This is a genomic window from Salinisphaera sp. C84B14, from assembly GCF_040361435.1.
Lineage (GTDB): Bacteria > Pseudomonadota > Gammaproteobacteria > Nevskiales > Salinisphaeraceae > Salinisphaera.
Genome location: NZ_APNL01000001.1, coordinates 150,596 through 173,830 on the forward strand (window position 1 = coordinate 150,596; position 23,235 = coordinate 173,830).

At 65.4% G+C, this 23,235-nt stretch carries 21 protein-coding genes; 11 read left to right on the forward strand and 10 right to left on the reverse strand.

Going from position 1 to position 23,235, the window contains the following annotated elements; all coding sequences use genetic code 11:
- Positions 1–30: 30 nt before the first annotated feature.
- From C84B14_RS00680 to C84B14_RS00700, 5 genes are all read left to right on the forward strand, one after another.
- The gene (locus tag C84B14_RS00680; RefSeq protein ID WP_353221437.1) at positions 31–918 is read left to right on the forward strand and encodes a uracil-DNA glycosylase; all 888 of its coding nucleotides are present in this window, start codon (positions 31–33) and stop codon (positions 916–918) included.
- Positions 915–1,382 carry a ribosomal protein S18-alanine N-acetyltransferase gene (gene rimI, locus C84B14_RS00685; RefSeq protein ID WP_348765749.1) on the forward strand — a complete coding sequence of 156 codons (468 nt, stop codon included), beginning with the start codon at positions 915–917 and terminating at the stop codon, positions 1,380–1,382. The genes C84B14_RS00680 and rimI overlap by 4 nt, the downstream gene beginning before the upstream one ends.
- 21 nt (positions 1,383–1,403) lie before the next feature.
- On the forward strand, positions 1,404–2,669 hold the full coding sequence (locus C84B14_RS00690) for an MFS transporter (protein ID WP_353221438.1): 1,266 nt from the start codon (positions 1,404–1,406) through the stop codon (positions 2,667–2,669).
- Positions 2,670–2,789: 120 nt separating this feature from the next.
- A complete protein-coding gene (locus C84B14_RS00695; protein WP_353221439.1) occupies positions 2,790–3,737 on the forward strand; it encodes a tetratricopeptide repeat protein in 948 nt (315 codons plus the stop codon).
- A gap of 262 nt (positions 3,738–3,999) precedes the next feature.
- The gene (locus C84B14_RS00700) at positions 4,000–4,392 is read left to right on the forward strand and encodes a RidA family protein (RefSeq protein WP_353221440.1); all 393 of its coding nucleotides are present in this window, start codon (positions 4,000–4,002) and stop codon (positions 4,390–4,392) included.
- Positions 4,393–4,446: 54 nt separating this feature from the next.
- Here the strand turns inward: C84B14_RS00700 and C84B14_RS00705 are convergent, their stop codons facing one another.
- From C84B14_RS00705 to C84B14_RS00740, 8 genes are all read right to left on the reverse strand, one after another.
- Positions 4,447–5,007, reverse strand: a complete 561-nt coding sequence (locus tag C84B14_RS00705; RefSeq protein ID WP_353221441.1) for an NUDIX domain-containing protein — start codon at positions 5,005–5,007, stop codon at positions 4,447–4,449.
- Positions 5,004–7,034 carry a transglutaminase TgpA family protein gene (locus C84B14_RS00710; RefSeq protein WP_353221442.1) on the reverse strand — a complete coding sequence of 677 codons (2,031 nt, stop codon included), beginning with the start codon at positions 7,032–7,034 and terminating at the stop codon, positions 5,004–5,006. The genes C84B14_RS00705 and C84B14_RS00710 overlap by 4 nt, the downstream gene beginning before the upstream one ends.
- Entirely contained in the window at positions 7,031–7,987 is a 957-nt protein-coding gene (locus C84B14_RS00715; protein ID WP_353221443.1) for a DUF58 domain-containing protein, read from the reverse strand. The genes C84B14_RS00710 and C84B14_RS00715 overlap by 4 nt, the downstream gene beginning before the upstream one ends.
- 56 nt (positions 7,988–8,043) lie before the next feature.
- Positions 8,044–8,943, reverse strand: coding sequence for an AAA family ATPase (locus C84B14_RS00720; RefSeq protein ID WP_353221549.1), 900 nt, complete (start codon positions 8,941–8,943; stop codon positions 8,044–8,046).
- Positions 8,944–9,519: 576 nt separating this feature from the next.
- Positions 9,520–10,026 (reverse strand): FxsA family protein, encoded by a 507-nt coding sequence (locus C84B14_RS00725; RefSeq protein WP_353221444.1) that lies wholly within the window; start codon positions 10,024–10,026, stop codon positions 9,520–9,522.
- 20 nt (positions 10,027–10,046) lie between these two features.
- Complete coding sequence (locus C84B14_RS00730) at positions 10,047–12,998, reverse strand: valine--tRNA ligase (RefSeq protein WP_353221445.1); 2,952 nt, start codon at positions 12,996–12,998, stop codon at positions 10,047–10,049.
- Positions 12,999–13,053: 55 nt separating this feature from the next.
- Positions 13,054–13,488: a DNA polymerase III subunit chi gene (locus C84B14_RS00735; protein WP_348766952.1), complete on the reverse strand. Its 435-nt coding sequence runs from the start codon at positions 13,486–13,488 to the stop codon at positions 13,054–13,056.
- Between the two features lie 170 nt (positions 13,489–13,658).
- Positions 13,659–15,170, reverse strand: coding sequence for a leucyl aminopeptidase (locus tag C84B14_RS00740; protein WP_353221446.1), 1,512 nt, complete (start codon positions 15,168–15,170; stop codon positions 13,659–13,661).
- A 204-nt stretch (positions 15,171–15,374) separates the two neighbouring features.
- Here C84B14_RS00740 and lptF point away from each other — a divergent pair, with 204 nt between their 5' ends.
- Positions 15,375–16,481, forward strand: coding sequence for an LPS export ABC transporter permease LptF (gene lptF / locus C84B14_RS00745; RefSeq protein WP_353221447.1), 1,107 nt, complete (start codon positions 15,375–15,377; stop codon positions 16,479–16,481).
- Positions 16,478–17,542: an LPS export ABC transporter permease LptG gene (lptG, locus tag C84B14_RS00750; RefSeq protein WP_353221448.1), complete on the forward strand. Its 1,065-nt coding sequence runs from the start codon at positions 16,478–16,480 to the stop codon at positions 17,540–17,542. The genes lptF and lptG overlap by 4 nt, the downstream gene beginning before the upstream one ends.
- A 235-nt stretch (positions 17,543–17,777) precedes the next feature.
- Here the strand turns inward: lptG and C84B14_RS00755 are convergent, their stop codons facing one another.
- Entirely contained in the window at positions 17,778–18,203 is a 426-nt protein-coding gene (locus tag C84B14_RS00755) for an RDD family protein (protein WP_353221449.1), read from the reverse strand.
- A complete protein-coding gene (locus tag C84B14_RS00760) occupies positions 18,203–19,696 on the reverse strand; it encodes an amidase (protein WP_353221450.1) in 1,494 nt (497 codons plus the stop codon). Before C84B14_RS00760 ends, C84B14_RS00755 begins: the two co-directional genes overlap by 1 nt.
- 188 nt (positions 19,697–19,884) lie before the next feature.
- Here C84B14_RS00760 and pcnB point away from each other — a divergent pair, with 188 nt between their 5' ends.
- The 4 genes from pcnB to panB are packed head-to-tail and all read left to right on the forward strand — an operon-like array spanning position 19,885 to position 23,223.
- Complete coding sequence (gene pcnB / locus C84B14_RS00765) at positions 19,885–21,165, forward strand: polynucleotide adenylyltransferase PcnB (protein ID WP_353221550.1); 1,281 nt, start codon at positions 19,885–19,887, stop codon at positions 21,163–21,165.
- Between the two features lie 37 nt (positions 21,166–21,202).
- A complete protein-coding gene (gene folK / locus C84B14_RS00770) occupies positions 21,203–21,700 on the forward strand; it encodes a 2-amino-4-hydroxy-6-hydroxymethyldihydropteridine diphosphokinase (protein WP_353221451.1) in 498 nt (165 codons plus the stop codon).
- Positions 21,697–22,338, forward strand: a complete 642-nt coding sequence (locus C84B14_RS00775; protein ID WP_353221452.1) for a deoxynucleoside kinase — start codon at positions 21,697–21,699, stop codon at positions 22,336–22,338. Before folK ends, C84B14_RS00775 begins: the two co-directional genes overlap by 4 nt.
- 51 nt (positions 22,339–22,389) lie before the next feature.
- Positions 22,390–23,223, forward strand: a complete 834-nt coding sequence (gene panB / locus C84B14_RS00780; protein WP_293627084.1) for a 3-methyl-2-oxobutanoate hydroxymethyltransferase — start codon at positions 22,390–22,392, stop codon at positions 23,221–23,223.
- Positions 23,224–23,235 lie beyond the last annotated feature (12 nt).

The window sequence follows — 23,235 nt, forward strand, 5'->3', positions numbered from 1 at the left end:
TAATCACTGGGTTGAAGCCAGGAGCGCGCCATGACGCCCGGCGATCGTAAACGCATGCTGGATGCTCTGGGGCTGGTCGATTGGCAGCCCCGCGCGGACCGGATGGCCGCCGGCACCGGTGCAACGCAGGCCGCAGTTGCAGACCGCCAGGAGCCTGCGCCCGACCGGGCGCCGGGCACGGTCCAGCCCGACCTGGCTACACCGGGCCCGGCAGAAGAAGCCGCGGTCGAACAGTCGACGGCGAGCACGCCAGCCGAGGCTGCGGCGGCCCCAGACATGGCGCGCCACGACGGTCACGACGAGCGCGCCAGTACGGTGGATGCGTCGCCTGTCGATACCGAGACGACGAGCGCCGCTGGCGAGGTGGCCCGGCTGGACTGGGACGAACTCGAGGCCTGGCTGGCCGGGCGCGATCACCGCGGTGCAACGCGCCCGGTGTTCGGTATCGGCGCCCGCGATGCGGATGTTCTGATCGTGGGTGAGGCCCCGGGCGCGAACGAAGACGCGCAGGGCGTGCCTTTCGTGGGCCGTGCCGGCAAGCTGCTGGACCGCATGCTCGCCGCGATCGGCTGCTCGCGGGACACCAACGTCTATATCACCAATATCTGCAAGTTTCGTCCGCCCAATAATCGCGACCCGAACGCCGACGAAGTGGCCGCGGACTGGCCGGTGCTCGAACGCCAGATCGAACTGATGGATCCCAAACTGGTGGTGGCGGTCGGGCGCGTGGCCGCACAGACGTTGCTCGACAGCAAGCAAAGCCTCGGCAAACTGCGCGGCACGCTGCATCGGTATCCGCGCCGGGAACTGGACGTGCTGGTGACCTATCACCCGGCATTTCTATTGCGCAGCCCGGGGCAGAAAGCCAAGGCCTGGGTCGATCTCAAGCAGATCGCCAGACGGATCGCCGCGCAATGAGCGTCGAACCGCGCCAGCTCGTCGAGGTGCGCGCCATGCGCGCGCGCGACGTGCCCGCAGTGCTGGAAATCGAGCAGTTGTCGTATGGCTATCCCTGGAGCGAACGTATCTTCCACGACTGCCTGCGGGTGGGCTATCGCGGCTGGGTGGCCACCGACCTGAACGCGCGGGTGCTGGGCTATACCCTGCTGTCGGTCGCGGTGGATGAAGCCCACGTGCTCAATCTCTGCGTGGCCCCCGATGCACGCGGCCACGGCGTGGCCGACCGGCTGCTGGACGCGTTGATCGCCCAGGCGGCACGCGAGAACGCCGAGCGCGTTCTGCTGGAAGTCAGGCCCTCCAACAAGGCCGCACGGCGACTGTATAAACGCCGCGGTTTTCAACGCATTGCCACCCGACCGGGCTACTATCCCTCGCCGGAGGGGCGTGAAGACGCCTTGTTGCTCGAACTGGCACTCGTCTAACCGCAACCGGACTTTCAAGTAATGATCGACTCGCGCGAGCGCCGGGCCCAGCTCGGCTGGGCCTTCTACGACTGGGCCAATTCCGCGTTCGCGACCACCGTCGTGGCCGGTTTCTTTCCTATCTTCTTCAAAAGCTACTGGAGCTCGGGGCACCCGGCGGAAACCAGCACGCTGCAGCTGGGCGTGGGCAGTGCCCTGGCCAGCCTGGTCGTGTTGTTCCTGGCGCCGTTGCTCGGCGCGGTGGCCGATCGCAGCCGGCGCAAGAAACCCTGGCTCGCCTTGGCTACGGCCATCGCAGTTGCCGCGACCGCGGGCCTGTTCTTCGTCGGCGAGGGGCAGTGGCTGTTTGCGCTCACGCTGTTCGTGATCGCCTCGGCCGCCTTCTTTCTGGCCATGGTGTTCTACGACAGTCTGATCGTCGATGTCGCCAGTCCCGCAGACTACGACCGCGTGTCGGCGCTGGGCTACGGCCTGGGGTATCTCGGCGGCGGGCTGTTGCTGGCGGTGAACGTGGCAATGACGCTTTGGCCGGAGATGTTCGGTCTCGCCGACCGGGCCGCAGCGGTGCGCTGGGCGTTTCTGAGCGTGGCCGTATGGTGGGCGCTATTTTCCCTGCCGGTGTTCCTGTGGGTGGCCGAGACGCGCGAGCACGATACCCCCGGCGCCGGCCAGGCCATGCGCGAAGGCCTGGCCGAGCTGCGTCGTACCGCGCGGCGGATCTTTTCAGAAAAGCCGGTGTTCACCTTCCTGATCGCCTACTGGCTGTATATCGACGGCGTGCACACCATCATCCGTATGGCGGTGGATTTCGGCCTCAACCTCGGCTTCGGCGAAACGAGCCTGATCACCGCGCTGCTGCTCGTGCAGTTCATCGGCTTCCCGGCGGCGGTCGCGTTCGGGTGGCTGGCCTCGCGCTGGGATACCAAGAAGGCGATCTATCTCGGCTTGGCCGTGTATGCGGCAGTCACCGCATGGGGCTATTTCCTTGCCCACGAATGGCAGTTTTATGTCATGGCCATGGTGATCGGCCTGGTGCAGGGTGGGGTGCAGTCGCTCTCGCGCTCGTATTTCGCGCGCCTGATTCCCGAAGGCAGGGCGGGCGAGTACTTCGGCATCTACAACATGATGGGCAAGTTCGCCGCCGTGATCGGCCCGCTGCTGGTCGGGGTGACGGCCGCGGCGACCGGCAGTGCGCGCCTGTCGATTCTGTCGGTATTGGTACTGTTCGTCGCCGGCGGTTGGTTGCTCACCCGAGTGGATGCGCGCGAGGCACCGAGCGCGGGTTGATATGGACGTCCAGCCCGCGCCCGACTGGGCCCACAGCGATAGCGTTGCAGGCCACGTCTGAATCGATAACTGCGCTATGCTCGGCTTGGGGGAGTGCAGGGCAATTCAGGGGAGAGGTCGATGTCGTGCCGCCGGCTGATAGCCAGTGTCTTTTTATGGGGCGGGCTGTGTCTCGTTGCGTTGTCGAGCCCGGCTCAACCGCAACAGATACGCTTTGATGCGCTGCGTGCGCGTATCGACCACTGTCATTTCCGCCATATCGACGACGCACTGGATTACCAGAGCCAGGTGTTGATGATCTCGTTGGAGCTGCAGGACATGACGGCCATGAACGACCGTCGGCGTCTGGCGAATCTCACGCACGACTTGATGGTCGCCTACCAGCGTCTGGACATGTATGTGCTCGCGTTGCCCATGTCCGAGCTGCTGACGGTCATGGCGCCCGACAACAGTCATTATTGGCAAGACCATGCTTTTGGACTGGCAGAGGTCGGCAGGATCGATGAATCGTTCGAAGCCCTGCGGCGTTCGCTCGCGCTCGCCCCCGATGATCGTTTTTCGCTGATGATGTTGGGCGATCTCAAACTGCGCATCGGCGAGGACGAACTCGCGTTACCCGCCTACCAGCGCGCCTACGAAAAAAGTGCGACCGACGCCGATCGACTGTATGCGCTGCTTTCACTCTACCCGCTCTGGCGCAGCACGGAGCCAGCGAGCGCCGACGACAAGCTCGCCGCTGCACTCGACGAGATCGACTCCGACGTATGGCCGCGTTCATTGGTCGAGGTGCTGGGTGGGCAACGCGCCAGCGCGGGCCTGGCCGAGGAGCTGTTCGATGACGAATTGCTGGAGAGCTGTCGTTTCAGCCGAAACAGGCTGTTCGAAACCTTTTATCACGCGGCCAATCTTGCCTTGTCCAACGACGATCCCGCGACCGCTGTCACCCTGTATGGTCAGGCAGCCGAGCTGATTCCGGTCGGCGCCAATCGTGAATTGTTGCTCTTGGACAAACGCCTGTTCGACCTGGGCGCCGGCCCGCCCCCTGTGGCTATCGACGAAACCGAGTAACCCTCGTCAAGTCGGGTGCGGTCAACGATGCCGCCACCACCGTGGCGTCGTTCGGAGCGTAGATGCTTCCCGAGTTGTGGTGGTGGCACGGCGAACTCGGCCGCAGCACATTGGGTAAAAGTCTGCGCGCACGACGGTGTCGTACGGGGTTGACGTGGGCGATCCGTGCGCGCCTTTACAGCGACTGACGGCCGGGCTTGACCTCAAGTGAGGTTGAGCCGTTAATTTTCGCGCTCTTAAAGCCACGAGCGAGATTCAGTTGATGGACAAACAATACAGCCCCTGGAACCGTGACCTGTTCGCCGATTGCGCCGTCTGCAACATCGGCGCCGCCGACATGATCTTCGTGTCCGGCATGGGGTCGGAAGATGTCGACACCGGGGAAACCCTTTACCCCGGCGATATCGAGGCCCAGGCACGCTATGCCTACGATCGGATCGTGACCATTCTGGAAAACAATGATTCCGGGCTTGGCGAAGTGGCGCGGGTGGTGGCCTACCTCACCGACATGCGCCACAAGGACGTCTACGAACACGTGCAGGGTGAATACTTCGCGGGCCTGAAGATGCCGGTGCATTCGCTGGTTCAAGTCAGCGCGCTGGCCTGGCCCGAGATGCTCGTCGAGGTGGAAGTCACCGCCGTGCATCCGCACTGAGCGGCCCATGCCGTATTGCCCGCGCCGAACATCGCATCGGCGCGGCGCAGCACGTCAGGGCTGATCGGGTGGTCTGTTCATCCAGGCTTTCACCGCCGCGGGTAACTCGCGCGGCTGGGGATCGTAGCCCTGCGACCGCAGCCAGTCGCGTACCGCCAGGCCCGTGCCGCCCGGCCAGAACTCGGCCTCGGCTTTTTCTACATGGAAATAGTCGACCAGTTCCGGATCGAGGGTGATTTCGCCCTCGCCGATCAGGTGGTAGGCCAGCAGCAGCTGGTTCTTGCGGGCAAAGCCGTAGGCGCCGACGAAGCTCGTAATCCGTGTCTGAATGCCGAGTTCTTCGGCCACTTCGCGCACGATGCCTTCTGCCGGCGTTTCGCGCGGTTCCAGAAAACCCGTGACCAGTCCATACATGCCCTCAGGCCAGAGGGCGTTGCGGGCAAAGACGAGCTTGCCTTCGTGCTCGACGATGCCGGCGACAACGGGTACGGGGTTATCCCAGAACACATAGCCGCAGCGATCGTCGGAACAGACCAGACGCTCGAAATCGTTGACTTCGCGGCATACGAGCGGGCTTGCACAGACAGGGCAGAAGCGGCGGGGATCGGTCATCATGGATTCCTTGCAAGACGGCTTTGTCGCCCCGGTTTACCCGGCCGGAATGACCGCGCGGCAGCGATGAAGGCCGCACGATCGGCCGGCTGGCTCGCATGTTCCGGCGCATAGCGCAGCCGCGTGTACTGAGCCGCGAGCGATTGCAGATCATCGGCCAGGTCGGTGCGTAACGCGGCGATGCGATCGGCATAGGCCCGCGCGCCTTCATCGCCGCGACGCGGGTAGCCGATACGCGTGAGCCGGGCACAGACATCGCGCCAGGCCGCAACCACCGCATCCGTATCTGTAACACGCCGCCCGCGCCAGGCGATACCGACCGACACCAGCGCCAGCAGTGCGACCACGCCGGCAGTCAACGCCAGCAGCGGTTTGCCCCAGCCGCCGCCCAGGCCGAGCAGATCCAGCATGCGCTGCTGCAGCTGGGGGCCATAGGCCAGAAACCAGCGGTTCCAGCCGGCATTGATGCCGTCCCATAGCATCTGTACGCGATACCAGGCATCGCCGCTGGCGCGGGCCATATAGGGCAGCGACGCGCGATCGTCGATGGAAGCCGCCACGCCTGCTTCGATACGCCCCGGTGCGACCGCGGCGGTGGGGTCGACCCGAACCCAGCCGCGCCCGGCCAGCCAGACTTCGGCCCAGGCATGCGCATCGGAATTGCGTACCAGCCAGTAATCGCCGACCGTCGCTCTTTCGGCGCCCTGATAGCCGGTAACCACCCGGGCCGGCACGCCGGCGGCGCGCATCAGAAACGTAAACGCGCCGGCGTAGTGTTCGCAGAAGCCGGCCAGGGTGTCGAACAGGAAATCGTCCACGCTGGCGTTATCGCGGGTCGCCGGCGGTCTGAGCGTATAGCGATAGGGCTGCTGACGAAAACGTCGCAGCGCGGCATCGACAATCGCGGCCGGCTCGCGATACTCGGCATGCCAGCGGGTGGCAAGCGCCCGAGCCTGCGGGTTGCCTTCGACCGGCAGCAGCAGCGCGCGGCGGCGCGTGCGCGCATCCAGGTCGGGATCGAGCACGCCACCGACGATGGAGGTCGTGCGATAGCGCATACGCTCGTTGACGTCGTCCTTCGCGGTAAGCGTTGCCCCGGCGTCGAGCCGGCTTGCCGTGTCGGCTGCCAGCGGTACATCGAGGGCGATCAGCCAGTCGTGGCGGGTCGGTTCCAGGGTTATATCCACGGCCTGGCGGCTGCCGCTGCCGGGCGCTAGCCGGGCCGGGGGCAGGCGCCGGTCGGCATCGTTACGCGACCAGGTACGCCCGTCGAAGTCCCAGAGCACCGGCCCGCGCCAGTAGCGCTGTGCAGGCGGCACGGGCCCGTCGACAAACCGAACGCGCAGCGCCACCCCGCCATCCAGCGCAAGGTTGGTGAGGCTGCCCGGCGGCATGCTTTCGGACAGGCCGGTACGGGCCTGGGCGCCGGCATCCGAGGGCAGCCCCCAGATAGGCCCCGGAATACGCGGAAACAACACGAACAGAAGCACCGCGACGGGCAGCGCCTGGGCCAGCAGCTTTGCGCTTTCGCCCAGGGTCGAACGCGGCGTGCCGGCACTGGCCACGTCGACGAAAGCGGCGATCAGCACCCAGCTGCCCACCACCAGATACAGAGCCATCGCCAGGCTCTGGGAAAACAGAAACTGGGTCGCCAGCAGAAAACAGGTCAACGACAGAAACACCATCGCATCGCGATGGGTTCGGATCTCGCAAAGCTTGAGGGCGAGTAGCAGTACCAGCAGCGACACGCCGGCTTCCTGGCCGTTCACCCGTCCGAAGCCGGCGAACACGGCACCGAAGGCGGCCGCGGCAAGCACGAACCGCAGCCAGCGGCCGGGCAGCGGCCATTCGCGCAGAGCGCCCACGAACTGCCAGGCCATGATCGGCACGGCCAGCGCGAGTACCCAGATCGGCAGATGCAGGGCGTGTGGAATCGCCACCAGGCTCAAGCAGACCACCAGCCGCAGCCGCTGGCCGGCATCCGGTGCGTTGGAAAATTCGCCCGCAGCGGTCTGGGTCGATGCGTTCATGCCAGGGCCAATGCACGCAGGCAGGCCAGGCGATGGGCCGGGCCTTGATCGGGGCCGAGCCGTTGTGCGTTCACCTGCAGGCCATAGGCAATGCCGCTGCGCTCGGCGACCACCACCCAGCGGGCAAGCTGGGATAGCCGCGCCTCGCGATCGTTCGTGCCGAGGCGGTCTTCATCGAGCCAAACGGCTTCACTCTGGCGGTCGGCGTATTCCCGCATGCGTAGATCGTCGCTGCGTGCGCTGGCCTTCCAGTCGATATGACGCGGTGAATCGCCGGGCACGTAGTCGCGATGGCCCAGGAACTCGTCCGTGCCCCTGCGGGCCAACTGTCGAGTCGAGCGGGTGTCGCCCGCGCCGCGCGGCAGCCGGTCGTGGCCGGCGCAGCGCGGATAGACCAGCACCTGGGTATTCGGCTGCAGCCAGGTCCAGGCGCGAAAAAGCCCGACCGGATAGATGCTTTCGATACGCAGGCGCGGACAGGGGCAGCGCCCGCGTGCGTCGGTGACCTGTTCGATCGTCACCATCCGGCTTTCGCCGGGGCCGATATCGATCTGGCCGGTCGCGCCGCGACCGTCGGCGCTGACCCGCAACGCCCGGCGGCGGCGCCCGCCGGTGGCTTCAAGGCTGAGCTCGAATGCCAGCGTATCGCCGGCGAACACCGGTGAGGCATGGATAGCCTGCAGACGCAGGCCCACCAGATTGGCATGGGCATGGTGCATCGACACCAGGGCCACGGCGGCCAGCCAGAACGTCAGCGCAAAGGCGAGGCTGTTGCTGTAGTTGGTCGCGCCCAGCAGCATGACCAGCAGCAGCACGGCGAACACCACGCCGTTGCGCGTGGGCAGGATATACACCCGCCGTCGCGACACCCGCAGCGGCAGGCTGCGCGGTGGATTGCGTCGCTCTATGAAGCGCGTGCGTAGCGTGCGCGCATGACGGCGAAGCGCGGCCATGTTCAGTTCTTGCCGCGCCAGGTCCAAGCCGAAAAGTCTGCGACGCCCGTCACGCGCTAGATGACCCCGACCTGTTCGCGCATCAGCGTGGAGGCACGCCCTTCGCCGGCATCGCGGCGGGTCAGGCGATGATCGACCACCGCGGGCAATACCGCCTGAATATCTTCCGGTATGACGTAATCGCGGGCGTCCTGCAGCGCCCAGGCCTGGGCGGCACGCCGCAGTGCGAGCCCCGCGCGCGGCGACAGGCCCTGTTCGAACACCCCGCGGCGGCGGCTGAACTCGATCAGCTCGAGCAGATAGTCGAGAACCGCGTCGCGAGTATGCACCGCACGGACCGCGGCCTGCCAGACGCCCAGCTGGGTGGCATCGGCTACGGGCGCGATCGCGGCGGTGCTGTCGCGCTCGCCCGCGAGCAGACGGCGTTCGGCGGTGCGCGGCGGGTAGCCCACTTCGATACGCATCAAAAAGCGGTCGAGCTGGCTGTCCGGCAGGGCGAACGTGCCGCTCTGGTCGAGCGGGTTCTGGGTGGCGATGACGTTGAACGGCTGCGGCAAGGCCCGGGTACGCCCTTCGATGGTGACCTGGCGTTCGGCCATGGCCTCGAGCAGCGCGCTTTGCGTACGCGGACTGGCACGATTGATTTCGTCGGCCAGCACGAGCTGGGCAAAGATCGGCCCGGCGTTGAACGTGAAGGCCGCCTCGCCGCGGTCGTAGACCGAGACACCCAGAATATCGCTGGGCATCAGATCGCTGGTGAACTGGATACGCGCAAAGCGCAGCCCCAGCGCGTCGGCCAGGCCATGAGCGAGGGTGGTCTTGCCTACGCCCGGCACGTCTTCGATGAGCAGATGGCCGTCGGCCAGCAGGCAGGCCAGGGCCAGGCGAATACGATCGTCCTTGCCAAATACCCGGGTGGCGACCGCGCTGCGCACGTCGGCGAGCCGGCGGGCGATATCGGCGCTCTGGAGCGGAGCGGGCGCAGGTTGGGCGGCGTCGGCTGGTGCAGTCGGCGGCATGGGCGAACCGGGCTCGGAAAAAGGCGCGATGGAACCAGATTACCGAATAAGCGTGCATCGCGACACGTTCGGCACGCACCGTGGCGCGCTTCTATCGGTTACGCGGCTGCCCCCTGCCGCGATGCGGGCCATGCCGGCAAACTCGAAATGCCCGGCGTCCGCAAACGAACGCGAACACACGCAAATCGGGCAAGAGGGCGATCGCTCGAAGGCCGGCTAGCCTGCGGTTCAGGTCGCACTCCCAACGCGGTCGGCACGAAATGTATGCGGATTTCGGTCGTTGACCGTCAGATGGCGATGTTTTTCGAGTGCCACCAGGATTTCGCAAACTACATATGAACGAGCGGGGCACATGCGCCCGACGACAGCGAACGATCACGATGATCTGTGTGATCTGCGGACAGTCTTGCCTTGCGAGAGTGAAGCCCGGCGCCCGACCCAGGCGCTCAGCCGGCCGGGTCGCGCTAAACGCAGGGTCACGACGCCTGCGGCTTGCGGTTTCGTAACGCGGTCTTACTCGTGTCGGTCGTTATCGTCGCTGCGGGCATCGGCGTTTTTGCGTTCGTAGTCGCCTTCGATCACCGATTGCGGCGAACGCCCGCTCGACGACGTGCCGCTGCCACGCCCGGCATAGCGCTCGTTCGAGCCTGCGCCGGCCGGGGTCATGATCACCACCCGGGAGACCAGGCGTCGTGCGATCTGCTGGCGCAGGCCGGGCACGAGCAGCACGAAACCCAGCGCATCGGAGATGAATCCGGGCGTGAGCAGCATGAAACCGGCCAGCAACAGGGCAGCGCCGTCGAGCATGGGCAGGGCCGGCATTTCGCCGCGTGCCTGCGATTCGCGAATACGCGCGAGTACGGTCAGGCCCTGGCGACGCACCAGCTGGCTGCCGATCACCGCGGTAAGAATAACCAGCGCGATCGTCGGGAAGAAGCCAATCACGCCGCCGATCTTGATGAGCAGGAACAGCTCGATGATCGGCAGCGCTATAAACAGGATCAGAAGTCGCAAAGCCATGGAATATCTCCGTTAGGCGGCTAGAGCGCCGCGATGCGCGCGCGTTGTTCGGCGAGCTCGCTGGCCTCGCGTTCGATATTGGCCTGTTGTTCCCGTGCCTTGGCCACGACATCGGCCGGTGCCTTGGCCACGAACGATTCGCTGGCCAGGCGGCCACGAATGCCGGCGAGGTCTTTTTCCAGCTTGGCGAGACGCTTGTCCAGACGGGCCAGTTCCGCCTCCTTGTCGATCAGACCGGCGAGCGGCACGCGAAGTTGCATGTCGCCGACCAGCGCGGTGGCGGCATCGGGCGCGTCGTCTACCGCGATTTCGTCGATGGATTCGACCCGGGCCAGGAAATCGATTGCCGCGCGATGGGTGGCCAGACGCTGGCGATCGCTGTCGCTGGCATTGGCGACCATCACCGGCATGGGCTGGCTGGGCGCGATATCCATCTCGCCGCGAATGGTGCGCAGGCCGGCGATCACGTCGCGCAGCCAGTCGATTTCGGCTTCGGCGACGGCGTCGATACGGGCGTCGTCGGCACGCGGGAACGGCTGTACGGAAATGCTCTCGCCGTCGCTCGCGATCGCATGGCCACGGGCCAGCGGAGCCACGCGCTGCCAGATCTCTTCGGTGATGAACGGCATGAGCGGATGCGCCAGACGCAGCGTGGCTTCCAGCGTGCGCAGCAGGGTACGGCGCGTGCCGGCCTTGGCCGCATCGCTGGCATCGCCGGACAGAACCGGCTTGATCAGCTCGAGATACCAGTCACAGAAGTAGTGCCAGATGAAATCGTGGATCGCCTTGGCGGCGAGATCGAAACGATACTGGTCGAACTGGGTCGCGACTTCGCGCTCGACGCGCTGCAGGCGCGATACGATCCAACGGTCGGCCTGGGAGAGTTCCACGGCGTCGTCGGCCGCCGGCGTGTAGTCCTCCGGAATCTGCATCAGCGTGAAGCGCGCGGCGTTCCAGAGCTTGTTGCAGAAGTTGCGATAGCCCTCGACCCGGCCCAGGTCGAAACGGATATCGCGGCCGGGCGAGGCCAGGGCAGCAAAGGTAAAGCGCAGTGCGTCCGTGCCGTGGGCAGCGATGCCGTCGGGAAAGGCCTTGCGGGTGGCTTTTTCGATCGCTCGCGCTTTCTGCGGCTGCATCATGTTCGCGGTGCGCTTGGTCACCAGCGATTCCAGATCGATGCCGTCGATCAGATCGATCGGGTCGAGCACGTTGCCCTTGGACTTGGACATCTTGGCGCCGTCCGAATCGCGCACGAGCCCGTGCACATAGACTTCGCGGAACGGCACGTCGTCCATGAATTCCAGGCCCATCATGATCATCCGGGCGACCCAGAAGAAGATGATGTCGAAGCCGGTGACCAGCACGGAGGTCGGGTAGAACGTCTCCAGTGCCTTCGTCTTCTCGGGCCAGCCGAGGGTGGAAAACGGCCATAGGCCGGAGGAGAACCAGGTGTCGAGCACGTCCTCGTCCTGGGTCAGCGTCACCTCGGAACCCAGACCGTGCTTTTCGCGCACCTCGGCTTCGGATTTGCCGACATAGATATGGCCGTCGGCGTCATACCAGGCCGGGATGCGGTGCCCCCACCAAAGCTGACGCGAGATGCACCAGTCCTGGATATTGCGCATCCATTCGTAGTAGGTCTTGTCCCAGTTGGACGGCACGAACTTGATGCGCCCGGTTTCGACGGCTTCGATCGCTGGCTTGGCCAGCGTCTTGGCGTCCACAAACCACTGGTTGGTGAGCATCGGCTCGATCACGTCGCCGGAGCGATCGCCGTAGGGCTGCATGATGGCCTTGTCCTCGACCGCGATCATCAGGCCTTCGCTGTCGATGGCCTCGACGATCTGGCGGCGCGCTTCATAGCGATCGAGCCCGCGATAGTCGTCCGGCACGAGGTTGATCGCATCCACGTCCACCGCGTTCGGCGTCTCGCCGCGGACCACGATCTCGGCCGCGCGGGCGGCCGCCTGCTCGTAGGCTTCGCCGTCGACGCGCAGCGCCGCCTTGCTGTCCATCAACCGATACATCGGGATGTTGTTGCGCTTGGCGACTTCATAGTCGTTGAAGTCGTGTGCGCCGGTGATCTTGACCGCGCCGGAGCCGAAGTCCGGGTCGGGATATTCGTCGGTGATGATCGGAATCAGACGCCGCTGGGCTTTCGGGCCGACCGGAATCTCGCAGCGCAGGCCGACGATGGGCGCATAGCGCGAATCGTCCGGGTGGACGGCGATTGCGCCGTCGCCGAGCATGGTTTCCGGGCGGGTGGTGGCGATCGAAATATAGTCGCGGGTCTCGCGGAAGGTTTCGTTGCCGTCCTCGTCGGTTTCGATGTATTCGTAGGTGGCGCCGTTTTCGAGCGGATACTTGAAGTGCCACATATGCCCGGCGACTTCGGCGTTCTCCACTTCGAGATCGGACACGGCCGTGTCCAGAACCGGGTCCCAGTTTACCAGCCGCTGGCCGCGATAGATCAGGCCCTTGTCGTAGAGCGCGACAAAGGTATCGCGCACCGCCTCGGACAGCCCGTCGTCCATGGTGAAGCGTTCGCGCGACCAGTCCACCGAGGTGCCCAGCCGGCGCATCTGGCGGGTGATATGCCCGCCGGATTCGGCTTTCCAGTCCCAGATACGGTCGGTAAAGGCCTCGCGGCCCAGCTCGTGGCGCGATTCGCCCTGCGCCTCGACCTTGCGCTCGACGAGCATCTGCGTGGCAATACCGGCATGGTCGGTGCCCGGCTGCCAGAGCGTGGGGTCGCCGAGCATGCGGTGATAGCGGGTCAGCGCATCCATGAGCGTATGCTGGAAAGCATGGCCCATATGCAGGCTGCCGGTGACGTTCGGCGGCGGCAGCATGATGCAGTAGGGATCGCCCGAGGCATCGTAATCGGGCGCGAAATAGCCGCGCTCTTCCCAGACGGGGTACCAGCGTGCCTCGATGGTATGGGGGTCGAAGGTCTTGTCCAGCTCTGCCATCCCAAAAGCCTTTAGCCCGCTATCCGGGCCGGTCGTTCGTTAGTTTAAAAAATCGCTAGCCCGCGGCGATCTTGTGCGTGGTCAGGGCGTAGCCGCGATCCTTGTAGAAACGATACCGCGTGCGCGCGCTATCTACATCGGTCGGCGCCACGATTTCGTTGTGGCGGGCAAAGCGCGAGAAGAAACGGCCGACGTCGCCGCCGAGATTGATCAGCATATCGTCGAAGCCCGGTGGCGGCTCGCCGCAGCCGATGACCACCGGCGTCAGATCGTCGTCGGCTTCCAGCGCGGCCATTTTTGCATGCGGCACGAAGCTGCCTTGACGAAAGACCCAGAGCAGGGCGTCGAGCGTGTCGGCGGCGGCCTCGTCGGCGACATGCAGATACACCCGGTGCCCGTTTTCGTGCGCCTTTTCGGTCAGGCGGCAGGCAAAACGTGCACTGGCATCCTCTGCCTCGTCTTCCAGAATATAGAAGAAGACCTCGGTCACTGAACAACCTCTGCTGGCGTCAACCCGGCCTCGCGCGGCCGGCGCTGCCCCGCAACGCGGGGACAGGCCGGTTTACGGCGGCCCGGGCGCGCATGGCTGCCGTTCGTGTGCGCTCACACGCACCCGTCAGCCGCTTTGCGCCCGGGCTCGTCGTGGGCAAGGCGCCGCGATCAGGCGTTGCCCGCGTTGGCGCGCTCGATGAGATATTGCACGAGCAGGCCCACCGGACGGCCGGTCGCACCTTTCTCCTTGCCCGATTTCCAGGCTACGCCCGCAATGTCGAGATGCGCCCAGCGCAGCTTGCGCGCAAAGCGGTGCAGAAAGCTCGCGGCGGTGATGGAGCCGGCCTGCTTGCCGCCCACGTTGGCCATGTCGGCAAAGTTGGAATCCAGCTGCGACTGGTAGTCCTCCCATAGCGGCATCGGCCAGGCGCGATCGCCGACCAGTTCGCCGGCATCGCGCAGACTGCGCCGCAGCGGGCTGTTGTTGGACCACAGGCCGGCAGCGTGGGCGCCCAGAGCGATCACACAGGCGCCGGTAAGGGTGGCCATATCCACCACGGCGTCCGGCTGGTAGTTGCGCTCGACGTAGGTCAGCGCGTCGGCCAGAGCCAGACGGCCTTCGGCGTCGGTGTTGAGAATCTCGATGGTCTGGCCGGACATGCTGGTGAGGATGTCGCCGGGCTTGTAGGCATTGCCATCGGGCAGGTTTTCAGTGGCCGGAACCACGCCCACCACATTGATCGGCAGGCCCAGTTCGGCCGCGGCCTGAACCGCGCCGAATACGCTCGCCGCGCCGCCCATGTCGTATTTCATCTCGTCCATGGCGGCGCCGGGCTTGAGGCTGATGCCGCCGGCATCGAACGTCACGCCCTTGCCCACCAGCACAATCGGCTTGCTGTTCTTGGGCCCGGCCATGTATTCCATGACGATGAGCTTGGCCGGCTGGCGCGAACCGCGAGATACGCCCAGCAGCGCGCCCATGCCCAGCGATTCCATATCGGATTCTTCGAGCACGTTGGTTTTGATCGTGCTCTGCGCGTCGGCCAGGGCCACGGCCTGTTCGGCCAGATAGGTCGGCGTACAGATATTGCCCGGCATGTTGCCGAGATCCTTGGCGAACTTGACGCCGTTGGCGGTCGCCACGCCTTCGTCGACGCCGCGTTCGGCGGCCGGCAGATCCGAGCGTCGTGGCACCTGGAAGACGATGCGCGCCAGCTTGCGGCTGTGTTTTTCGTAATCCGGGCCGCGGCAGGCTTCAAAGCGATAGAACACGTCTTCGAAGGTGAGCAGGGCCTGTTTGACCTGCCAGCCAAAATCGTCGCGGCCCTTGACGTTGAGTTCGGTCAGATAGATCGCGGCGTCGACGCCGCCCATCGTATCGAGCTCCTTGGCCGCGGCCTCGCAGGCCTGGCGGTAGGCGCGGGCATTGAAGTCGCGTTCCTTGCCGCAGCCGACCAACAGGATACGATCGCAGAACAGATCGTCCAGGCCGTGCAGCAACGTGGTCTGGCCGAGCTTGCCGTCCATGTCGCCACGACGCATCACGGATGCGATCAATCCGCCGCTGGCCTCGTCGAGGGCCTCGGCTTGCGTTGAAGGCTTGCGGCGATCGAAGATACCGACGACCACGCAGCCGACACGCTGCTTTTCCGGGCTGCCACTTTTGACGAGATATTCCATGCACTACTCCTGCAAAGCTGTTGATTCAGGCTGCGCAAAGCGTCTGCGGCGCATGCTCTTTACAGGCATGTGCGACCGCCGCGCTCTATCGCTCGGTAATCGGATGGCCGCGCAGTTTACAGAAAGCGGCGAAAATATCATCCCCACGCGAGTGACGACCTCTAATACTAAACTATTCGGCGTGTCGAGCTGTTCCAGTTTGTCATGATAGGCATTATCTTTCGTTATTTGTTCGCCGAGGTCGGCCGTACTTGGCTGGTGGTGGCCGGCGTGCTGGTATTTCTGACCCTCGGCCTGGGTTTTGCTCGCTTTATCGCCGACGCCGCCGCGGGCGAATTGCCCGTGAACACGGTGCTAGAGCTGGCGGTTTTCAAACTCGTCGAAAATCTCGAAATCGTCTTGCCGGTGTCGATGTTGCTCGGCGTGTTGCTGACCTTCGGGCGGCTTTGTCGGGATAACGAACTGGCCGCGCTGTTCGCGGGCGGGGCAGGTTTGAGCACGGTCTACAAGCCGTTCGTAGCGCTCGCGCTTGCTGTGGCCACTTTCTCGGGCGTGATGTCGGTTATTGCCGCGCCGCATGCCGAGCGCGCGCTGGCGCGGGTAGGGGCCGAAGGGGCGACCACCGTGCTCCAGATGCTCGAGCCGGGGCGTTTTCGAACCTTTCTCGACGGCGACGCGGTGTTCTACGCGGAAAGCCGGGACGCAGACGACAACCTGCGCGACGTATTCATTCGCGTCGTGCGCGAATCCAGCCAGGGCACGTCTACGCAGACCATCGTCACTGCCGATCGCGCGCGTCAGCAGGTCGACGACGACAGCGGCGCGATCACCCTGATCCTGGATAACGGCTGGCGCTACGAAGGCAATCCCGGCGAGGCAAGCTATCGGGTAATCCAGTTCGCCGAACACGGCGTGCAACTGTCGCCGCCGACCGGCGGCGCGAGCGACAAAGTAGCGACTCGATCGACGCTATCGCTGATCGAAAGCGATGACCCGGAAGCGGCTGCGGAATGGCAGAAGCGCCTGTCTGTACCCCTGTCGGTGCTCATTCTCACGCTGATCGCGATGCCGCTGGGCCGGGTACCGCCGCGTGCCGGACGCTATGGCCGTGTGATCGCCGGCGTGCTGGTCTATGTGATTTACATCAATGCCGTGCATCTGGCCGCGGTCGCGATCGAGGACCGCACCATACCCGCGGTGATCGGCGTCTGGTGGGTGCACTTGATCGCGCTGGCGGTAGCCCTGGCCATGCTTGCGCGCGAGCAGGGCGTTTTCGCTCGGCGTCGTGCCGCGAGGGGAGCAAGCGCATGAAGCTGATAGACCGCTATATCAGCCGTACCATCCTGGTTGCGACCGCTGTGGTTGCCATCGTGGTAAGCGCGCTGGTGGCGCTGTCCACGTTCATCGGCGAAGCCGACAATATCGGCGAGGGCGATTTCGGGATCGTTCAGGTTATCGTCTATACGTTGCTCAAGATGCCTGGCCATCTATACCTGGTCATGCCGGTAGTGGCGCTGTTGGGATCGCTGTTGGCACTGGGCGCGCTGGCGGCCGGCAGCGAGCTGATCGTGGTGCGGGCATCGGGCGTATCCATGCGTCGGCTGGCGGTATCGGTATCGATTGCCGGCATCGTGCTCGCCCTGTTGTCGCTGACCATCGGCGAGTACGCCGGGCCGGGCGGGGCGCGGGCAGCCGATGCCCTGCGCGAGCAGGCCCGGCACGGACGTGCCGCTGATACGATCAGCGACGGTCTGTGGCTGCGTCAGGGCAATATCGTGGTGCGTATCGATGCCACCCTGCCGGGCGGCGGCATCGACGGCATCGACGTGTTTCGCATGAGCGGCGACGGACGTCTCGAGCAGGCTCTGTCGGCGCCCAGCGCAACGCTGCGTGATGGCCACCTGGTGCTCGATAAGCCGCGATTTACCAGGCTGCAAGAAGACTCGGCCGAAATCGGCAATCCCGAGACGCTGGATATCGATATCGATATCGACGCCGACGTGCTCGATCTGGCCGTCATCGAGCCCAGCGAGCTGTCCAGTACCGGCCTCTGGCGCTATATCGACTATCTCGATCGCAATCAGATCAATGCCGAAGATTATCGCCTTGCCCTGTGGCGCAATATCGTCAACCCGATCACGGTGTGGGTGCTGGTGGTATTCGCTTTGCCGTTCGCTTTCGGTTCGCTGCGCAGCGCGAGCGCCGGCCAGCGGCTGTTTCTCGGCGGTCTGGTGGGTCTGATCTTCTTTCTGGTCAACGAAATCGTGGCGGCCACTGGTCCCGTCTACGGCGTGGCGCCGTGGCTTGCGGCCAGTCTGCCCACGGCCCTGCTGGCGGTGGGCACGTTCATATGGATGCGAAGGCTGGATTAGGCGGGATTAACCGGGTGCCCAGTCGCGCCCGGCGTGTGCCGTCGCCGCCGAAAACGCTCTGGCGTTTGTCGTCCTGGCGCGGCGTCTGTGAGGCGAATCGGCTTAGCGGGCGGTGTTTCGCGCGCTTGATCGGCGTCAGTGCTCGCGACCGTGCGCCGAGCACGCTGCGCTTTCAATTGCGTGCCAATCCGCGCAAGGCACACGGCGCGACCATCACCGGTTGCGCCACGCTTTTCTAGCGCTCCTTGGGCCGTACGACGAGTTCGGTGCGGCTGACGACGTCCTGCAGGCTTCGTCGCTGCGAATCCACCAGGCACCAGAGCATGCCGACGATGGAGAGCCAGGACACCCACGCGCTCAGATAGCGCAGTATGGCCTGGTGCCACTGTACCGGGCCGCCGTCATGGTTGCGCAGCTGCATGCGCCAGGCCTTCATGCCCAGCGTCTGGCCGCCGTGCATCCAGAACCAGGAAAAGAACAGATAGGGCACGAACAGGAAATACAGCCGTACCCATGGATTGTGGCCGTCCACGGCATGGCCGTGATTGAACGGCAGCAGCGCCAGTCCGGCGAGCAGCAGCAGCCCGACCAGCAGGAACAGATCGTATACGCCGGCCGCGATACGGCGAACGAGACCGGCAGGATAGGCCGACAGTGCCATCAGCGGTTGTCGATGGTGGGCAGACGCTGGAACCACGGCGCGGCTTCTTCGAGCTGGGCACCCAGGCGCAGCAGCAGTGCCTCGCTCGATGGCGCGCCAACGAACTGGCTGCCCATCGGCAGACCGTCCGGGGTCATATGTAGCGGCACCGACATCGCCGGTACGCCGGTGAGGTTGGCCAGCTGGGTAAACGGCACGTGCTTGAGGTTGTCGCGCGCGATCTGGTCGACGATCCCGGAGCGGATCAGCACGCGACCGCTGGGCAGGCTCAGCAGCGGTCGCAGTGCGATCTGCTGCCAGCGCGGCGTGGCCGATTCGCCAATACGCGAAGGCGGGTTCGCTAGCGTGGGCGTGAGCAGCAGATCGTATTCGGCATGAAATTCGGCCAGGGCATGGCGATAACCGCGCCAGCGCTCGAAGGCGGTCACGTATTCGGTGGCCGAGAACGCCCGGCCGACATGCGCCATGGCACGGGTATCGAGTTCGAACTCATCGGCCGCCGCGCCCGTACGCGCGCGCACGGCGTCGACCTGCATGGCCATCTGTACGAACCACATCGACAGAAAATCGCGCCCCAGCTGCAGGCCGTCGATGGCGGGGGCGGCACGCTCCACGCCGTGACCGAGCGATTCGAGCAGTCGGGTCGTCGTATCGAGGGCGGCGTGCGCCTGCTCATGCAGCGGGATACCGAGCGGCGAGGTATCGAGTACGCCGATGCGTAGCTTCGGCGGGGGCGTGTCCAGGCCGGCCAGATAGCCGGACTCGGGCTCGGTCAGGCGTACGATCGCACCTTGTTCATAGCCGGCGACGGCATCCAGCATGGCCGCGCTGTCGCGCACCGAACGGGTGACGACATGATCAACCGCCGCGCCGTGCATGAGGTCGCTGCGAGCGGGGCCGCCGGGCACACGGGCACGCCCGGGCTTGAGTCCGAACAGCCCGCAACAGGCGGCCGGGATACGAATCGAGCCGCCGCCGTCGTTCGCGCCGGCCATGGGAACGACGCCGGCGGCAACTGCAGCCGCCGAGCCGCCCGAAGAGCCGCCCGGGGTATGGCTGGTGTTCCAGGGATTGCGGGTGGCGCCGAACGCCTGCGGCTCGGTCACGCCCTTGCTGCCGAACTCGGGGGTGTTGGTCTTGCCGAAAATATTCACGCCGCTGGCGATGAACCGACGCGTGATCTCGGCGTGGGCCTGTGGCGTGTCGCCTGTGCGTTTGAGCGCGGCGTTGCCGTTGCTGCTGGGCACGCCCGCATAATCCTGGAACAGATCCTTGATCAAGAACGGCACGCCCGCGAATGCGCCGTCGACATGCTCGGCGGCGCGGGCGTCGGCGATCGTGTCCATGCGACGAATGACCGCGTTCAGCGACGGGTTTACCTCGTCGAGTCGCCCGCGCGCAAGCGCGAGAAGTTCCGACGGCTGAATCTGGCGTTCGGCCACCAGACGGGCAAGGCCCAGGGCGTCGTGCCGGACGTATTCGCTGTATTCCATGGCAACCCCGCTGTTGCTTGACAGACCCCGTTCGCAGGCGAGCTTAACAGCCGTGGAGCAGCCGGGCGCTCAACCGTTGTAAACTAGGGGCCGTCGATGTTTCGTCCGCGCGAAAATTCGACCGGCCCTCGGGGCAAAAATCAATTCCAGTCTTTCAATGGGGCGACACCATCAACGAGTTACGCGTTATCGAAGCGCACGAGCACGGCATCGCGCGTGAACAGATCAGTCGGGCCGCGCTCGACACGCTCGAAGGTTTGCATGCTGCGGGGTTTCGTGCCTGCCTGGTTGGCGGCGCGGTACGCGACCTGCTACTGGGCGTACCGCCCAAGGACTTCGACGTCGCCACCGACGCCGAGCCGGAGCAGGTGGTCGAGGTCTTTGGCCGCAAGGCCCGCCTCATCGGGCGTCGTTTTCGTATTGCCCACGTACGATTTGGCCGTGAAATCGTCGAGGTGTCGACGTTTCGTGCCGACCCCGGCACCGCCGAGCCGGACGCCGATACCCGCGAGCTCGACGACGCCGGGCGCGTGCTGCGCGACAACGTGTTTGGCTCGATCGCCGAAGATGCGCGCCGACGCGACTTCGCGATCAACGGCCTGTACTACGATATTGCCGACGACTGCGTACACGACTACGTGGGCGGCATGGACGACGTGGCCGCCTGCCGGCTGCGGCTGATCGGTGACCCTGCCGTGCGCTACCGCGAAGACCCGGTACGCATGATCCGGGCGGTGCGTATCGCCGCCAAGCTGGGCCTGACCATCGACGAGCCGGCACGCCCGCCGCGCGAGCTGGTGGGGCTGCTGGCCGATGTGCCGGCCGCGCGCATGTTCGACGAAGTGCTCAAGCTGCTCATGAACCCGGCCGGGGGGCGCGTATTCCGCATGCTGCGCCAATACGGCCTGTTCGCGCCGATGTTCGCGCAGACGTCGGCGGTGTTGGATTCGCCCTCGGGCGCGGCCAGCGAAGCGCTTATCGAGCAGGCGATCACCAATACGGCGGCGCGAATCGAAGCCGGCAAGCCGGTCACGCCGGCCTTTTTGTTCGCCGCTTTGCTGTGGCCCGCGGTACGCGAGCATGCGGCCATGCTCGAACGCGATGGCATGGCGCCGGCACCCGCGCTTGCCAGCGCCCAGAGCGCGGTAGTGGGCGATCAGATCCAGCGGGTATCTATTCCGAAGCGGTTTTCGATTCCGATGCGCGAGATCTGGCACCTGCAGCCGCGCTTTCATCGGCGCCGCGGCAAGCAGCCCGCGCGGCTGATCGCGCATCCGCGTTTTCGTGCCGCCTACGACTTCTTGCTGCTGCGGGCTGCGGTCGGCGAAGTCGAGCATGAGTTGGCCGACTGGTGGACTCAGGCGCAGGACGATCCGTCCACGCCGGCGCCGGGCTCCGGCGCCGAGGCCCCCGGCAAAACCCGCAAGCGTCGGCGCGGTGGCCGTCGTCGTCGTAGTGAAACCGCCTGAGGCAGGTCGCCAAAGGCAGGTGAATTCCGGTCGGGCCATGGCGTCGGCCCACGTCGCCTGGATCGGCCTCGGCAGCAATCTGGAATCGCCGGCAGCACAGCTCGCCAGCGCGTTGGAGGCGCTGGCGCGCTGCGAAGCTATTCGAGTTCTTGCGGCATCATCCTTTTATCGCACCGTGCCGGTGGGTGGCCCGCCCGGCCAGCCGATGTTCTGCAATGCCTGTGCCGCCGTGGCCACGCCGCTGTCCGCGCGGGCCCTGCTTGCGGTGATGCACGGCATCGAACGCGCCCACGGGCGCATACGCGATGTGCGCTGGGGGCCGCGAACCCTCGATCTCGATCTGCTCGCCGTCGATGCGCTGCGCTGCGACGAGCCGACGTTGCAGCTGCCGCATCCACGCGCCTTCGAGCGCGCGTTCGTGCTGGTGCCGCTGGCCGAGATCGCGCCGGCGCTCGTACTCGCCGGTTACGGGCGAGTCGCGGACCTGGCCGCCGCGATCGACCGCCAGGGCATCGAACGCTGGGACGGGGCATGAAGTCCGGCGCCTATATCGCCATAGAAGGGCCCATCGGCGTAGGCAAGAGCACGCTCGCCACACGGCTGGCCGCGACCCTCGGCGCGCGCGAGCTGCGCGAAGCGCCGGAAGACAACCCGTTTCTGGCGGCGTTCTACGATAACCCCACGGCGAACGCGCTGGCCGCGCAGCTGTCTTTTCTGCTCCAGCGCGCCCGCCAGATCGACACACTGCGCCAGGTCGACCTGTTCGACGGCGGCTGTATTGCCGATTTCATGTTCGACAAGGACCCGCTGTTTGCGCGCCTGACGTTGTCCGGCCCCGAGCTCGCGCTCTATGAAGAGATCTATGCCCGCCTGTCCTGGGCCGCGCCGACGCCGGACTGCGTGATTTATCTCGATGCGCCGGTGGATGTGCTCATGGCCCGTATCGCCCGTCGCGATCGGCTGGCCGAGCGTCCGCTCGGCGCCGACTATCTGGGCAGGGTGGTCGCGGCCTATCGCGACTTCTTTGGCCGCTATGACGACACTCGACTTATTCGCGTCGATGCCTGCGCGCTCGACCTGGTAGCCAACGAGCACGACTATCGCGCGGTCGTCGATGCGCTGGCCGGCCAAGCGCGTCATGTCGTGCTCGATCGGCCGGCCGGGCGTGTCTGAACCAATCCGGGCTCGACCCATGTCAACACGTCTTTGGTATAGTCCCGCGCCATGAAGACCAGCCCCTATCCGCATCTGCAAAAGCGTGACGCCCAGCCGGTCACGGTTTCCGATTTGTCGCGCATGAAGGCCGAAGGCGAGAAGATCGCCTGCCTGACCGCCTACGACGCCAGCTTCGCCGCGCTGGAAGACCGCGCCGGCGTGGACGTGGTGCTGGTGGGCGACTCGTTGGGCATGGTGGTCCAGGGTAATTCCACCACTGTGCCGGTCACCGTCGACGATATGGTTTATCACAGCCGTATCACGGCAGCGGGGCTGTCGCGGGCGTTCTTGATGACCGATCTGCCGTTTTTGTCCTATGGCACCAAGCACGACGCGCTGGAAACCTCGCGCCGGCTGATGGGCGAGGGCATGGCCCAGATGGTCAAGTTCGAAGGCGGCGAGATTCAGGCCGACACCATCGAGCATCTGTCGATGCGCGGCGTGCCGGTGTGCGCGCATATCGGCCTGCAGCCGCAGCTGGTGCACAAGATGGGCGGCTTCAAGGTGCAGGGCCGCGGCGACGCCGCCGAAACCATGATTCGCGACGCCAAGCTGCTCGAGGAATCGGGCGCCGACGTGATCCTGCTGGAATGCGTGCCGTCGTCACTGGGCGCGGAAATCACCGCCAACGCCAAGGTGCCGGTCATCGGTATCGGCGCCGGTCCGGATACCGACGGCCAGATTCTGGTCATCTACGACATCCTGGGCCTGTCGCCGGGGCGCAAGCCGCGGTTCGTGAAGAACTATATGGACAGCGCGGATACGCTGGATGCGGCGGTCACCGACTATGTGGCCGAAGTGAAGAACGGCCGCTATCCGGGCGCCGAACACGCCTTTTCCTGATACGCGGTCGAC